The following is a 13,792-nucleotide window of genomic DNA, read 5'->3' as shown; positions in this document are numbered from 1 at the left end:
GTCACACAGAGTGGCCGCAAAGGAATTTACGTGACTGTCAATTCTTCCCCGCCGCGATCGTGCATTTGCTACATAGCGAACCAGGGGTATCTGTTCCAATCGCTGGTCAGCGCAATACAGGCGCGGCAGTTTTCGCCGGCGCATTGGGACGTCATCGTCTACGATCTGACCCGCGAACCGGGTGAGGAAAGCCGCCGCATCGCGCATGTCTGCGCCGCCAAGGGGATTGCGTATCGCTGGGAGGACCCGGCCTTCCTCGGCGATCTGCACATCATGAACGCACGCCTGTTCCTCGATCAGCTGCTGCCGGCCGACTATGCGGAGATCCTCTATCTCGACGGCGATACGCAGGTCGTCGGCGACCTGACCCCGCTGCTCGACTTCCAGCCGCAGGACGGCGGGCTGTGCGCGGTGCGCGACCCGATGATCTATCTCAGCGGCATCGCCCGGCTGCGCGGCGATTTCGAGGATGAGATCACCGCATTTGGCGAGAATTACGTCAACAGCGGCGTGTTCCGGGTCAACCGGGCGAGCTGGGCGGCAATCTCGCGCGACGCGCTGGCGCAGATCGGTGAAGCGTCGAGCGCGCTGCACTTCGAGGATCAGACGATCATCAACCGGGTCACCGACGGGCGCCGTGATTACGCCTCGATCCGGTGGAATTTCCCGGGGTTCGTACTTGGTTACGGCATCGACACCATTGCGCCCCCGGCGATCGTCCATTTCATGTCTAATCCACGCCCGTGGCAGGGCGCTTATGCGCCGTGGGGACGGTCGTGGCACAAGCCCTATCTCGCCATCGCCCGCGAGTTCCCCGAGATCAGAGAATATTGTGCGGCGCTAGATCTGCGCCGGCGCGCCGCCTACAAAGTCAAGCAGATCGCCAAATCCTATCTCGAACGGCGGCTGTGGAACGAGCCTGAGTTGCTGGATCATATCCGCCGGCTGGAATTGCAGGCCGCGGTCTGATCGCCGCACCGGCAAGACGATGCGGCCATGGCGAAGACGCGACTGTTCAGCAATCATATCACACAATTCGCCGTGCAGTGTGGCAATGCGGCCATCGTCCCGCCGGAATGCTTAAGTGGGACGGTTGGCATGCGTCAGGATGCTGGATTGATACGATGAAATGCGCTACCCGACGCCGATAAAGCGCCCGACCCCGGCGGAATTGCCGCGACGTACGCCCTGCGGAGACACGGGAGCATCATGCATTCCAGGACTGCCCATTGATGCTTGGCCCGGCACATTCGAAAAATCTGGTCATCACGCGGGCGGGACCGAAAAGTCTGCACGAGCGCTGGCTCGCGCCGGCTTCCGCGCGCGACTTCGATCTGCTCGTCGCCTCCTTCGATCCCAACAGCCGCCCGCTCGACGCGGCGGGCACGTTCCACCGCTTCATCCCCGGCACCAAGGTCCAGGGCTGGCGTGCGACGCTGTCCGACAACAGCGATTTCATCGCCCAATATGACTATGTCGCGCTGATCGACGACGACATCGACACCGATGCCGACAGTCTCAGCCGGCTGTTCGCGCTCGGCGCGGCGGAAGGGTTCACGATCTTCCAGCCGAGCCTGACCTGGGACAGCTATTTCACCTATGCCGGCACCGCGCGCAATCCGTCCTTCACCTTCCGCGAGGTGAATTACATCGAGATGATGGCGCCCTTTTTCGCCGCGCGCGCGCTGCGTGAGGTCGCGCCGCTGTTCGACTACGGCTGGGAAAGCGGCATCGACCTGGTCTGGGGCAGCGCGCTGCCGCCCGAGGACCGGCGCTTCGCGATCGTCGACGCCATCCCGATCCGCCACACCCGCCCGGTCGGCGCGCTGAAGGAGGCGAACGGCTTCATCAACCGCGGCTATGAATCGGATATCGACGCGGCGCTGGGCCATTTCACGATGCCCTGGCCGAGCCTGGTCGCTACCTCGGGCGTGACCGCTGCGGGACAAAGGGTCGGCCGCTGGGGACTTGCCTGGCGCGTTTTGGCGCTGCTGACCTTGCCCTTCCGGACGCCGACGCCCAGGGCGTTCCGCCGCACCTTCGACCATATCCGCCATCAATGGATGCGTCGCCCGGCCTATGCCGAGGAGGTCCGCGGCCTGCTCGCGCACGATGCCGCCGGCCGGCTGCGCTGAACCGGCATCCCGCCGGCGCCGGGTCGCGACCGATCCGGTACGAATGGGTGGATGACTGTATTTCTTCTGTCTTCATAACATTCTAGACCCCCGGGCGACGGGTGGTCTCGACCGCCTCCACAGCAATCGATGGGACCAGTCATGACGATCAAGCGCGTACGCAAAGCGGTGTTTCCGGTAGCCGGGCTCGGCACGCGGTTCCTTCCCGCGACCAAGGCGATGCCCAAGGAGATGCTGACCGTCGTCGACAAGCCGCTGATCCAATATGCGGTCGAGGAAGCGCTCGAGGCGGGGATAGAGCAGATCATCTTCGTCACCGGCCGCGGCAAGGGCGCGCTCGAGGACCATTTCGACATTTCCTACGAGCTCGAGGACACGATGCGCGCGCGCGGCAAGTCGCTCAGCGTCATCGAGGGCATCCGCCAGAAGCCGGGCTCGCCGGTCTACGTCCGCCAGCAGGAGCCGCTCGGCCTCGGCCATGCAGTATGGTGCGCGCGCGAGATCGTCGGCGACGAGCCGTTCGCGGTGCTGCTCCCCGACGAGCTGATGGTCGGCAAGCCCGGCTTCATCGCGCAGATGGTCGAGGCCTATAATCAGGTCGGCGGCAATATCGTCGGTGCGCTCGAGGTCGCCGACAGCGAGACCGACAAATACGGCATCATCTCGCCCGGCGCGATCGATGGCCGCCTCACCGAGGTGAAGGCGCTGGTCGAGAAGCCCAAGCAGGGCAGCGCGCCGTCCAATCTGATGATCCCCGGCCGCTACATCCTCCAGCCCGAGGTGATGCGCATCCTCGAGAGCCAGGAAAAGGGTGCGGGCGGCGAGATCCAGCTCACCGACGCGATGGCGCAGCTGATCGGCCAGCAGCCGTTCCACGGCTTCACCTTCGACGGCGAGCGCTACGATTGCGGCGACAAGGCGGGCTATATCCAGGCCAATCTCGCCCTCGCCCTCGCCCGCGCTGACATCGGTCCGAGCGTGCGCAGCTTCGCCGAGGGTCTGCTCGCCAAGTAAGATGATCGACAGGCCGACGTGTAGACATGTCGGCCTGTCGATCATGTGTTTTCCGGCTTAGCCTCTGCGTCTGTCATCGGCGCGGCGTTCGCCAAACGGTAGCGGCGCGTACGCTTCCTCTTCGATCGCCGTCAGGATCGCGCGACCATAGGCTGTTTTGGCAAGCGCCCTGCCCTGTTCCGCGGCTGCCTCGGCCGTGATGAATCCTTGCAGGAAAGCGATCTCCTCCAAGCAGGCGATCTGGATGCCTTGGCGATGCTGAATGGTGCGGACGAATTCGGCCGCCTCCAGCAGGCTGTCGTGGGTGCCGGTGTCGAGCCAGGCGAAGCCTCTGCCCATCGGTTCGACATGGAGCGTGCCGGCCTCCATATAGCGACGCGCCAGATCGGTGATTTCCAGCTCCCCGCGTGGTGAAGGGGTTAGGCCGACGGTATGATCGCAAACTTGGGCATCAAAGACGTAAAGCCCGGTGATCGCATGGTTGGAGCGCGGGCGTTCCGGCTTCTCCTCGATGGAAACAGCGCGACCGTCCGCGTCGAAGGCGATGACGCCGTAGCGTTGGGGATCCTCCACCCGATACGAAAAGATCGTCGCACCGCCCTTGCCTGCCTCCGCACGGGCGACCGCCCGCCGCAGCATTGGTCCCAAACCATTGCCGAAGAAGATATTGTCGCCAAGAATCAGTGTAACCGGCTTGCCTGCAATCCACTCGCGGCCAATGGTAAACGCCTGGGGCAGGCCTTCGGGACGTTGCTGCTCGGCATAGGCAATCTGTAGGCCAAGCCGAGACCCATTACCGAACAGTGTTCGATAATGCGATAGATATTCGGGACTCGAGATGATCAAGATCTCGCGGATGCCCGCGAGCATCAGCGCAGATAGCGGGTAATAGATCATTGGCTTGTCGTAGACCGGCAGCAACTGCTTGTTGACGACCAACGTTGCGGGATGGAGCCGCGTGCCGGTGCCGCCGGCGAGAATGATGCCCTTCATGCCGAACGCTCCATTTGTCCATTCAGCCCGCGTCGCACGTCTGCCGCTTGCCTATCGACCAGTGGCTGCCACCAAGCTGCGTTGTCGAGATACCAGCGGATCGTCTTCTCCAGGCCGCTTTCGAAACTCTCCTGTGGCACCCAGCCCAGTTCAGCGTGGATGCGGGTAGCGTCGATCGCATAGCGCTGATCGTGACCCGGACGATCGGCGACGAAGCCGATCTGTTCGGCGTAGGAGCCCCCCTTCTCGCGCGGCCGCAGTCGATCAAGCGTCGCACAGAGTGTTTCGACCACGTCGATATTCCGTCGCTCGGCGCTGCCGCCGATATTGTAGCGGCGCCCCGGGACGCCACGTTCGAACACCGCTTGCAATGCGCGGACGTGATCCTCGACGAACAGCCAGTCGCGCACATTCTCGCCGCGCCCGTAGACGGGCAAGGTCTCTCCCGCCAAGGCCTTGACGATCATCAACGGGATCATCTTTTCGGGAAAATGATAGGGGCCGTAGTTGTTCGAGCAATTGGTGACGAGCACCGGCAGGTCATACGTATGGCCCCAGGCACTGACCAGATGATCGGATGCCGCCTTTGACGCCGAATAGGGCGAGCGCGGGTCATAGGGCGTCTCTTCGGTGAATGCGCCGCTAGGCCCCAACGAACCGAACACCTCGTCGGTCGAAATGTGATGAAAGCGGAACGCCGCGCGCTCGGTTTGTGACAGGTCCTGCCAATAGGCACGCGCGGCGGTAAGCATCGTGAAGGTGCCGACGACGTTGGTTTGTATGAAGGCGCCAGGGCCATCGATCGATCGGTCGACATGGCTCTCGGCGGCCAGATGGGTGATCACGTCCGGGCGGAAGTCGTGGATCGCGGTGCGGACCGCCGCCGCATCGCACACGTCGGCATGGACGAAACGATAGCGGGGATCGTCGGCGATCGGCGCGAGGGCGGTCAGCGTACCGGCATAGGTCAGCGCATCGAGGTTCAGCACCTCGTGCCCGGTGTTGCAGATCAGGTGGCGGACCAACGCCGAGCCGATGAAGCCGGCTCCCCCGGTGACGAGAATACGCATGGCTTGTGCCTAGCTGCAAAGGGTTAACAGGCATATCTAGGCTACGACATGTCGCCGTGTCGACATGTCGGATTGCATAGGAATCGACGATTAGGTTTGTCGATGTGCATTCTGCTCAAGTCGTGCCACGCTTGAATATAGGGCTGTCGACACGCCGACACCCCAACACCCCGACACGTCAACATTCCACCACGTTGACCGCCAGCCCGCCGAGGCTCGTCTCCTTGTATTTCGAGCGCATGTCCTCGCCGGTCTGGCGCATCGTCTCGATCACCGCGTCGAGGCTGACGACGTGGCTGCCGTCGCCGCGCAGCGCGAGATAGGCGGCGTTGATCGCCTTCACCGCGCCCATCGTGTTGCGCTCGATGCACGGGATCTGCACCAGGCCGCCGATCGGGTCGCAGGTGAGGCCGAGATTGTGCTCCATGCCGATCTCCGCGGCATTCTCGATCTGGCGGTTGCTGCCGCCGAGCACTGCGGCAAGCGCCCCCGCTGCCATCGAACAGGCGACCCCGACCTCCCCCTGGCACCCCATCTCCGCGGCCGAGATCGACGCGCGTTTCTTGTAGAGCATGCCGATCGCCGCGGCGGTGAGCAGGAAGCGGCGCGCGCCCTCGTCGTCGGCGCCCTCGATCAGCGTCTCGTAGAAGCGCAGCACCGCGGGCAGCACGCCGGCCGCGCCGTTGGTCGGCGCGGTGACCACCCGGCCACCGGCGGCATTCTCCTCGTTGACCGCGAGCGCCCACAGGCTGACCCATTCGAACACCTCGGCGGGGTTGCGGCCGGGCGCGTCGCCGGTGAGGCCCTGCTGGATCACGCGAGCGCGGCGCCGCACCTTGAGGCCGCCGGGCAATATGCCCTCCTGCGCGATGCCGCGGTCGATGCACGCGCTCATCGCGGCGCGGACCGCGTCGAGGAAGGCGTCGGTCTCCGCGGGGCTGCGCCACGCCTCCTCATTGGCGCGAACGAGCTCGGCGATCGACAGGCCGGTGGCATCGCCGAGCACGAGCAGATCGGCGCCCGAGCCGAACGGGTGGCGCACCGCGACATTGCCCGCGGCGAGCCGTTCGCCCTTGCGCAGGATCGCGCCGCCCCCGATCGAGAAATAGGTCTCGGCATAGGTCGCGCCATCAGCATAGCGGGCGGTGAAGGTCATGCCGTTGGGATGTTCGGGCAGGAAGTCGCGCGGGTGGAAGACGACGTCGTCGGGCGCGAAGACGATGGCGTGGCGGCCGGCGAGCGTCAGCCGCCGGTTGTCGCGGATATCGGCGAGGATCGCCGGCGCGGCATCGGGATCGAGCCGCTCGGGCTCCCAGCCGCCGAGGCCGAGGATCGTCGCGGTGTCGGTGGCGTGGCCGCGCCCGGTGAGCGCGAGGCTGCCGTAGAGATTACAGGTGACGCCGACCGGAGCCCCCTGCCCTATCCCCTGCCTTGCCCCCTGCCCGGCGCCCTGTCCGAGCGCGCGCTGCCCGAAGTCGAAGGCGGCGCGCATCGGGCCGACGGTATGCGAGCTCGACGGGCCGATGCCGATCGTGAACAATTCGGCGACGCTGATCGGGCGATCGAGGTTGCGGTCGAGCGGCGCGGTGACGGGATCGGTGTGCATGCGGTCCTTCCGCCGGTCGCTGCCGGCCTGCATGCCCCATCTGTCCCTTGCGCCTGAGATCATTATCCCGTCGGCGGGCACCGGCTGGCGCCACTCTCCAGATGTCGTCGTCGATCGGTCCTTCTGCCTGAGAGTTTCCGGGGCGGTTGCTCCTTCGGCGCCGGGGCCAGCCCGGTCTCTCCCTGATCGACGTCGCGGACGGTATCATCGCCCCGCTACCGGTCAAGGGCGCCGCACGCGCCCGTTCCATCCTGTCGAGCTATCGACATGTCGACAGATCGACCTCGTCGCGTCTGGCACTGCAGGGATTCGAACGACTTGGCACCATCGGGTCGAGGCATAGACATGTCGACAATCCGACTTGTCGTACGGCGGATGCCGGGCGCGGCGTCCGCGCCTGCCGGAGCCCGCCATGGGCCGGCGAGACCCGCCGCTCGCGCGCCATTTCCTACTCGAAAGCACGAATGGGGCGGCGTCCAAGCCCATTTTCCCTCGGGAATCCCGTGTGGGGTGCCAAAAGTTCGTGCTTTCGAGTAGGAAATGAACATGGCCCGTTCCCCTGCCCCGACCCGCCCGTCCGCCAGCGCCGGTACCGTGCCGCACCGCGACCTGTTCACGCTCGACAGCCCGCTGCACGGCGAGATCCGCGGCGAGCGGTCGCTGATGGCCTTTCCCTTCTTCGCGCTGTCCAAGAACGCCTGGATGAAGCCGCTGACCTACGATCACGCCACCGTGTCGATCGAGGTGCGCCCCTCGGCGAGCGGCGTCGCGACGATCTACGACAAGGAGATCGTCCTCTATATCGCCAGCCTGATGGCGGCGAAGCTCGAGGCGGGCGAGCATGTCGAGCAGGATTTCATCTTCACCGCGCACGATCTGTTCTCGGTCACCGGCTCCAACCACAGCGCGCGCTCCTACGGCCGGCTGTCGGAGGCGCTGGAACGGCTGCAGGGCACGCAGATCAAGACCAATATCGAAGCGGGCGGGGAGGGGGAGGAGGGCTTCTTCTCATGGCTTTCCGAAGCAAAACTCCATTATTCCAAGACGAAAAGTGGGGAGCGGCGGCTGAAGGCGGTCAAGGTGCGGCTGTGCGACTGGCTGTTCCGCGCGATCCTGCTCGATCGCCACGTGCTCGATTATGCCGCCGCTTACTTCCAGCTCGGGCCGATCGAGCGGCGCATCTACGAGGTGGCGCGCTCGACCTGCGAGGAGGGCGGGCTCGACCTCGATCTCGCCACCTTCCGCCTGCAGATCGGCTATCAGAACCCGCTGTCGAACTTCAAGGCGGCGCTCAAGCAGATCGTCGCGACCGACGGCATCCCCGATTACCATCTCGAACTGGTCGAGAGCGAGGCGGCCGAGGAGGAGGGCGCCGCCCCGCGTCGTGGCCGTAAGGCGCCGCAGAACCGGGTGGTGATCACGCCGCGGCCGCAGCCGGGGCAGGCGGTGCTGAGCGAGCATCGCACCATCGTCGAATCGGCCGCGGCAGAGGGAACCAATCCGGCCGGGTGATTCGCCGGCGGCTGCGAATTGTTACTCGAAAGCACGAATGAATGCGGTGCATTCCTACTCGAAAGCACGAATGGCAGCGCGCCATTGTTACTCGAAAGCACGAATAGAAACGCCTATTCTACTCGAAAGCACGAACTTTTTTCAGGTTAAATACTCGAAAGCACGAATCGTAAGCGCTTCCGCTGTTGGATCATTGCTGCAACAAGAATGACGCGCGGTCATGTCGACCGCGGCGATGTTCATGGAGTGGCCGTGACCACATAAAGGAAAGCCCGGCACGAAGGCCGGGCATCCCAAGGAAATATTCGAGAGACCGGCGTCGCCAAACGTCGATCGGTGACTTTTCAACAGCTCACGTCTCCCGAATAGCTCCGAACCCGTTCCGGTTCAAGGATGCGCGTTTCGCGCCACGGTCTTTTTTGTCCTCGGTCCCGGCCCCGCAAGGGGATGGAAGATGACGGCGTTTACCCTCGGGGAGGCGAGCGCCCGCGTGCTCGCGCGGGCGGGCGACGGGCTGCGTGCTGGATCGCGGGCCCCGGCACGTACTCGCGCACCCCACCGCACCGGTGCGCCGGTGCTGCGCGACAGTATCGAGGCGGGGACGTTCGAGGAGCTGTTCTTCGCGACGCCCGCCCCCGGCGAGACCGACCGGCTGCTGCGCGCCTGCCGCCGCACGCTCGACGCCGGTCGGCGCCTGCGCCGCGAGGAACGCGCCGGTACCCGCACGCTGAGCGCCACCGAGCGCAGCATCGCCGGGCTGACCGCGGCCGCGGTGCGCGTGTTCGAGGAATTGTGCACGCTCGCCCGGCTCAACCAGGGCCGCGTCTATCCGAGCTATGACTGGCTCGCCGAGGCGACCGCGCTCGGCCGGGCGACCGTCGCCCGCGCGCTGCACGCGCTCGAACGCTGCGGCTTCCTCGTCCGCCAGCGCCGGTTCAAGCGGGTGGAAGGGGAGGGGCCGCGCTATCGCCAGACCTCCAACGCCTATCGCCCGCTGCTGCCGGCGCGGGTGCTCGCCTATCTGCCGCGCTGGATGCGTCCGGCGCCGCTGCCGGTCGATCACGAGCAGCATCGCGCGGTCGAGGCGGAGGCACATGAGAGGATGCTGGCCAGCCTGTCCTGCCGGGAGCGCGCCACGGCCAGCGTCGGCGGCATGCTGGGCAAGGTGCTCGCCTCGCTCGGCGCGGCGATCGATCGGGATATGGCGTCAGCGTGCGAGTCTCAAAAACATCCGCAACCGCTCATGGATTCCATTTGAATGAGAACAAGAGGGTTGGCCTAGACGGCCAACACAGCCGTCTGACGACGAGGAAGGACAAACGACGAACCAAAACGACCCGACGATAAGACGAAAAGACCGGAGTGCCGGCTACGCCGTCACATGCTCCCTAGAAGGAGCAAGCGGTTCAGGGCGGTAATCCTCACCTTTGGCAGCGTGCGTCGATCTGTCGAGGTGTCGACGGATCGACGGCCGTATCGTGCTCGTCGATTCCGCTGATCGTCCGGTCGGGCAGGGGGCTCGACGCGTCTATATGTCTATACGTCGAGGACTTGCCACGTCGGCATGTAGACATGTAGGGAGGACGACATGGCGACCATCGCGATCATCAGTCAGAAGGGCGGCGCGGGCAAGACGACGCTCGCGCTCCACCTCGCCGCGGCCGCGCAGGATGCCGGCCGCGTCGCGCTCATCATCGATACCGACCCGCAGGCGACCGCCAGCCAATGGGCGGCCTGGCGTGGGGAGGCGCCGCCCGAGGTGATCGACAGCCCGCCGCCACGGCTCGCCGCCAAGGTCGAGGCAGCGCGCGGGCAGGGGGCCGAGCTGATCGTCATCGATACGCCGCCCCATGCCGACAGCGCCGCCCGCGCCGCGGTCGAGGTCGCCGATCTCGTGCTGATCCCATGCCGGCCGAGCGCCTTCGACCTGTCGGCGATCCAGACCACCGCCAAGCTGGTGCAGCTGCTGCGCAAGCCCGCCTATGTCGTCTTCACCGCCGGCGCCCCCAATGCGCCGCGCGTCTACCAGGAGGCGGGCGAACTGGTCGAAGGCTTCGGCACGCCGCCTTGCCCGGTGCAGATCCCCGACCGCGCCGCCTATCGCCACGCGAGCGGGGAGGGGCGCACCGTCATGGAATATGAGCCTGACGGCAAGGCTGCCGAGGATATTCGACAGCTCTACGCGTGGACATGTCGACAGGTCGGCATGCCGGTTGCTAAGATCAAGACCCGCAAGAAGGTACCTGCATGAGCCGCAAGCCGAGTTTCGCGAATCTGCGCACCGTCAGCGCGCCGCCTGCCACCGTCGCGGCGCCGGCACCGGTCGCCGCTCCCCCGCCGCCCGTCGGCGCGGCAGGGCAGGGGCCGGCAAGCCGCCAGGGCCGCAAGCAGATCGCCGGCTTCTTCAGCCCCGAGATGTCGTTCGCGATGCATACCCTGGCGCGGCGGCAGGGCCGCAGCCTGCAGGCGCTGATGGCCGAGGCGTTCAACGACGTGCTGCGCAAGCACGGTGAGAGCCCGATCGGGGATTGAGGCGGCGCCGGAGGCTGACCAGCACGCGAGGATGCTGATCTCCGTGCACGCTGTCGATGCTTGGTCATCTTCAGAATGGTCCATCCCAGCGGAAGATGGTCTGATACATCGCGTCGGCGCTTACGTAGCCATAGCGATCGACGTGGCATCAGCCTTCGCTAACGGGAAGCTGAGCATTGAAGGCTTCGCAACAGCGTTTGAGCGCCGCCAGATCGCCGGCTTTGCAGACTCAGCCTCTTTGTAATGCGCCAATGACCGGTCCGACATGGCGCGAGCGATGATGCTTAGCTCGGATCGAAATCCATGCCCAACGACCCGAAGCGCAAGCCCAGATCATTCTAGAGCAGTGTAGATCTCAAGGGGCTTCCCGCGCGCCAGATCGACTGGGATACGCGCTTAAAAATGCCCTGTCTGTCACACTGCAGGCAAACCCCTCGCTCCACGTTGATCGGACTCGTCGAGCTTGTAAAAGATAAAGGGTCAATGTATAAATTATAGGATCGGAGCTATGGCAGGATATGCCATCTGGCACCGTTGTATACACCGGTACGATGGCGCCGCTGCACGGGGCTGGATCATTGATCGTGACTGCTCGGGTATCTGATGACGTTGCGGCCGAGATCGACCGCCTCGCTACCGCCAACGGCCAGAGCCGTTCGGCGTGGATGTCCCACACGCTGACGCGTCTCGTTCTTGCCGAAGGTGGCGAGGATCTTCCGCTGGTGCCGGTTGCAAGGCGCGGTCACCCGGACGATGCCGTCCGGGTCACGCTGCGCCTGCACCGCCGCGAGATCGAGGCGATCGATGCGGCCGGTGCGCCGCTCGGGCTAAGCCGAAACGAATGGCTCAAGCGCGCCATTCGCTGGCAGCTCTGGGACAGGGCAGGGGTGTTGCGGCTCGCCCCCGCCACGCAATCCGAGATCGGCAAGCTGCGCAAACAGGTCCTCGCGATCGGGCGCAACATCAACCAGGCGGTCCACGCGATGAACGCGGCGAACCTGCCCGGCAGCACGTTGGAAATCGCGCGCATCGCGACGCCATTCATCGACACGTGCGCCGATTTGAAGGCGCTGCTGTTCGACGTGCGCCGGACGTTGAGCAGCTATGTCAGCGGCGAGGTCGCCTACTGGACCGGTGCGCCGGAGAGGGAGGCGGAATGAGTTTCCACCTCTCGGCGGGGACGCTGGACTCGATAGCGGGCGTGTTCGCGCCGCCCGGGAAACGTGCGTCGCGTCCGGGGGGCGGGAAGGGTGCGCGTCGCAAGGATGACGGCACGATGCTGGCCGTCGCTATCGCCTCGATGCTCGCCCGACCGGCAGCGAAACCGGCCGCGACGGGCGGGGCGTATCGACCAAGCCCGCAGGTCAGGAAGGCGTTCGGCGGTGGGTCGCATACTGCGATCAGCAACCGGGCGATCATGACGATGGAGCGCACCGCGCGCGGCGTTCCCGAGGTCATGGTGCGCGTGACTGGGCGTCAGCATGGCAGCGGTCACGTGCTGGCCAACATGACCTATATCAGCCGGCTCGGGCATGATCCGGAGAAGCAGGTCGACCTTCATACGAGCGAGGGCGAGGTGCTGCGCGAGGGACGCGACATGCAGGAGCTGGCGCGCGACTGGCAGCAATGGGAGACCGGCGACGAGGCACGCCGGCAGGGCGCCACATCGCTGTCGATGATCCTTTCGATGCCGGCGAACACCGATCCCGAGCGGCTGAAAGAGGCGGCGCTGGCGTTCGCACGCGAGGAGTTCGCCAACCGCTCCTGGGTCGCGGCGCTGCACGTCGATCGCGATCATCCGCACGTGCATCTGACCGTCGCCCGGCGCGATCATGACGGCCGCCGCTTCCATCCCGATCGCGATGACCTGTTCCGATACCGCCAGCGCTTTGCGCAGAAACTGCGCGAGCGTGGCATCGAGGCGAACGCGACGCCGGCGCGCGCGCGTGGCATCGATCCGAAGCATGAACCGATCGCGGCGCGGAAGATCCGCGAGCAGGGCGCGGTCCCGCAGATCGACAAAAGCCGTGCGGATCGCGTGCGCAGGCTGCGCGAGACGGACCGCGGCGACCCTGTCGAGGCCGTGCTGGCGAAGCGTCAGGCGATCGTCCGCGATACGTTCCAGCGATCGATCGACGAGCTGTCGGCGTCGCGCTCGCTTGTCGATCAGGTCACCGCGCAAACCCTCAGCAAATTCGTCGTCGCGATGCCGAAACCGGTTCCGAATTCGGTCCGGGCAATGCAGATCAATCGTGATGCGAATGCGTCTGCGCCAGCCCTCGGCCGGGGCGTTGATACACGGGACCCGATTGCTGCGGCGCTGGCTCGGACACAGGCGACGAATGCCCGGATCAGCGCCAGGAGGGCGGATGTTGCGGAACGCAACCGCACCAACCCGATCGCTGCGGCGCTCGCCCGAACGCAGGCTGCAAACGCCCGGATCGATGCCAGGAGAGGTGGTATCGCGTCTCGCGATCGTTCCGGACTGGATAACGGCGCTGATACTTCTGATCCGATCGCTGCGGCGCTTGCCCGGAGTGATGCTGCAAATGCCCGGATCAACGCACGGCGAGCAGCGGTGGAGCGGCCCGATCGTCCGGGGCATGGCCCGATCGGCGATCGCTCCACCTCGCCGGTGTCAGAGCGGATCGGGTCGCTCCTGGCGCAGGCGAACCGACCATTGCCGGCAGCTCCGCCCGACCGGGCCGGGGAGATCATGCGAAAGACGCTCTCGCTCGACCACGAGAATAGAGAGCGTGATCGGTCGCGGGATAGGAGTGGGCCACGCCGATGACGACCGATATCGACTATCGCGTTCGCAGGTGGATCACGGCCATAGTGGCACATTGGGGAGTAGCGGACCTCTAAGAGATTTCCCCTTCCGAACAAAAATGGGCAACGCTGAGCGTTGCCCCTCATGGTCTGGCGAT

The 13,792-nt window shown here is 65.4% G+C and carries 13 protein-coding genes and 1 riboswitch; of the genes, 10 read left to right on the top strand and 3 right to left on the bottom strand.

From position 1 onward, the window contains the following. Positions 1 to 30 precede the first annotated feature (30 nt). The 3 genes from AC07UH_RS18235 to galU all read left to right on the top strand — a co-directional run bounded on the left by AC07UH_RS18235 (position 31) and on the right by galU (position 3,149). Entirely contained in the window at positions 31 to 969 is a 939-nt protein-coding gene (locus AC07UH_RS18235) for a glycosyltransferase family 8 protein (protein ID WP_495181426.1), read from the top strand. Positions 970 to 1,232: 263 nt separating this feature from the next. Further along, complete coding sequence (locus tag AC07UH_RS18230; RefSeq protein ID WP_495181425.1) at positions 1,233 to 2,135, top strand: hypothetical protein; 903 nt, start codon at positions 1,233 to 1,235, stop codon at positions 2,133 to 2,135. A gap of 141 nt (positions 2,136 to 2,276) precedes the next feature. After that, positions 2,277 to 3,149 carry a UTP--glucose-1-phosphate uridylyltransferase GalU gene (gene galU, locus AC07UH_RS18225; protein WP_041394046.1) on the top strand — a complete coding sequence of 291 codons (873 nt, stop codon included), beginning with the start codon at positions 2,277 to 2,279 and terminating at the stop codon, positions 3,147 to 3,149. A 57-nt stretch (positions 3,150 to 3,206) separates the two neighbouring features. Here the strand turns inward: galU and rfbA are convergent, their stop codons facing one another. The 3 genes from rfbA to AC07UH_RS18210 all read right to left on the bottom strand — a co-directional run bounded on the left by rfbA (position 3,207) and on the right by AC07UH_RS18210 (position 6,818). Continuing rightward, complete coding sequence (gene rfbA, locus AC07UH_RS18220) at positions 3,207 to 4,142, bottom strand: glucose-1-phosphate thymidylyltransferase RfbA (protein ID WP_495181424.1); 936 nt, start codon at positions 4,140 to 4,142, stop codon at positions 3,207 to 3,209. Continuing rightward, positions 4,139 to 5,212 carry a dTDP-glucose 4,6-dehydratase gene (gene rfbB / locus AC07UH_RS18215; protein ID WP_495181423.1) on the bottom strand — a complete coding sequence of 358 codons (1,074 nt, stop codon included), beginning with the start codon at positions 5,210 to 5,212 and terminating at the stop codon, positions 4,139 to 4,141. The genes rfbA and rfbB overlap by 4 nt, the downstream gene beginning before the upstream one ends. 178 nt (positions 5,213 to 5,390) lie before the next feature. Then, positions 5,391 to 6,818, bottom strand: coding sequence for an L-serine ammonia-lyase (locus tag AC07UH_RS18210; protein WP_495181422.1), 1,428 nt, complete (start codon positions 6,816 to 6,818; stop codon positions 5,391 to 5,393). A gap of 105 nt (positions 6,819 to 6,923) precedes the next feature. Next, a riboswitch (glycine riboswitch) is annotated at positions 6,924 to 7,013 on the bottom strand. A 351-nt stretch (positions 7,014 to 7,364) separates the two neighbouring features. Here AC07UH_RS18210 and AC07UH_RS18205 point away from each other — a divergent pair. The 7 genes from AC07UH_RS18205 to AC07UH_RS18175 all read left to right on the top strand — a co-directional run bounded on the left by AC07UH_RS18205 (position 7,365) and on the right by AC07UH_RS18175 (position 13,656). After that, positions 7,365 to 8,330 (top strand): replication initiator protein A, encoded by a 966-nt coding sequence (locus AC07UH_RS18205; RefSeq protein ID WP_052075875.1) that lies wholly within the window; start codon positions 7,365 to 7,367, stop codon positions 8,328 to 8,330. 454 nt (positions 8,331 to 8,784) lie between these two features. After that, a complete protein-coding gene (locus AC07UH_RS18200) occupies positions 8,785 to 9,588 on the top strand; it encodes a helix-turn-helix domain-containing protein (protein ID WP_495181421.1) in 804 nt (267 codons plus the stop codon). A 330-nt stretch (positions 9,589 to 9,918) separates the two neighbouring features. Beyond that, positions 9,919 to 10,581 carry a ParA family partition ATPase gene (gene parA / locus AC07UH_RS18195; RefSeq protein WP_495181420.1) on the top strand — a complete coding sequence of 221 codons (663 nt, stop codon included), beginning with the start codon at positions 9,919 to 9,921 and terminating at the stop codon, positions 10,579 to 10,581. Beyond that, positions 10,578 to 10,862: a ribbon-helix-helix domain-containing protein gene (locus tag AC07UH_RS18190; RefSeq protein WP_495181419.1), complete on the top strand. Its 285-nt coding sequence runs from the start codon at positions 10,578 to 10,580 to the stop codon at positions 10,860 to 10,862. The genes parA and AC07UH_RS18190 overlap by 4 nt, the downstream gene beginning before the upstream one ends. A 31-nt stretch (positions 10,863 to 10,893) precedes the next feature. Then, positions 10,894 to 11,106: a hypothetical protein gene (locus AC07UH_RS18185; RefSeq protein WP_495181418.1), complete on the top strand. Its 213-nt coding sequence runs from the start codon at positions 10,894 to 10,896 to the stop codon at positions 11,104 to 11,106. Between the two features lie 307 nt (positions 11,107 to 11,413). After that, positions 11,414 to 12,022 carry a hypothetical protein gene (locus tag AC07UH_RS18180; RefSeq protein WP_495181417.1) on the top strand — a complete coding sequence of 203 codons (609 nt, stop codon included), beginning with the start codon at positions 11,414 to 11,416 and terminating at the stop codon, positions 12,020 to 12,022. Positions 12,023 to 12,138: 116 nt separating this feature from the next. After that, a complete protein-coding gene (locus AC07UH_RS18175; RefSeq protein WP_495189887.1) occupies positions 12,139 to 13,656 on the top strand; it encodes a relaxase/mobilization nuclease domain-containing protein in 1,518 nt (505 codons plus the stop codon). Positions 13,657 to 13,792: the final 136 nt, after the last annotated feature.

This window comes from Sphingomonas sp. GW821-FHT04B01 (genome assembly GCF_059420425.1).
Note: the sequence above shows the minus strand (reverse complement) of the source record. Positions and strands in the feature narration are given on the sequence as shown.

Bases quoted from the DNA above. Each gene is read 5' to 3' on its own strand.
- rfbB (WP_495181423.1), bottom strand. From the start codon at position 5,212: ATGCGTATTCTCGTCACCGGGGGAGCCGGCTTCATCGGCTCGGCGTTG.
- AC07UH_RS18210 (WP_495181422.1), bottom strand. From the start codon at position 6,818: ATGCACACCGATCCCGTCACCGCGCCGCTCGACCGCAACCTCGATCGC.
- AC07UH_RS18190 (WP_495181419.1), top strand. From the start codon at position 10,578: ATGAGCCGCAAGCCGAGTTTCGCGAATCTGCGCACCGTCAGCGCGCCG.
- AC07UH_RS18200 (WP_495181421.1), top strand. From the start codon at position 8,785: ATGACGGCGTTTACCCTCGGGGAGGCGAGCGCCCGCGTGCTCGCGCGG.
- AC07UH_RS18175 (WP_495189887.1), top strand. From the start codon at position 12,139: ATGCTGGCCGTCGCTATCGCCTCGATGCTCGCCCGACCGGCAGCGAAA.
- parA (WP_495181420.1), top strand. From the start codon at position 9,919: ATGGCGACCATCGCGATCATCAGTCAGAAGGGCGGCGCGGGCAAGACG.
- rfbA (WP_495181424.1), bottom strand. From the start codon at position 4,142: ATGAAGGGCATCATTCTCGCCGGCGGCACCGGCACGCGGCTCCATCCC.
- AC07UH_RS18230 (WP_495181425.1), top strand. From the start codon at position 1,233: ATGCTTGGCCCGGCACATTCGAAAAATCTGGTCATCACGCGGGCGGGA.
- AC07UH_RS18205 (WP_052075875.1), top strand. From the start codon at position 7,365: ATGGCCCGTTCCCCTGCCCCGACCCGCCCGTCCGCCAGCGCCGGTACC.
- galU (WP_041394046.1), top strand. From the start codon at position 2,277: ATGACGATCAAGCGCGTACGCAAAGCGGTGTTTCCGGTAGCCGGGCTC.
- AC07UH_RS18180 (WP_495181417.1), top strand. From the start codon at position 11,414: ATGGCGCCGCTGCACGGGGCTGGATCATTGATCGTGACTGCTCGGGTA.
- AC07UH_RS18185 (WP_495181418.1), top strand. From the start codon at position 10,894: ATGCTGATCTCCGTGCACGCTGTCGATGCTTGGTCATCTTCAGAATGG.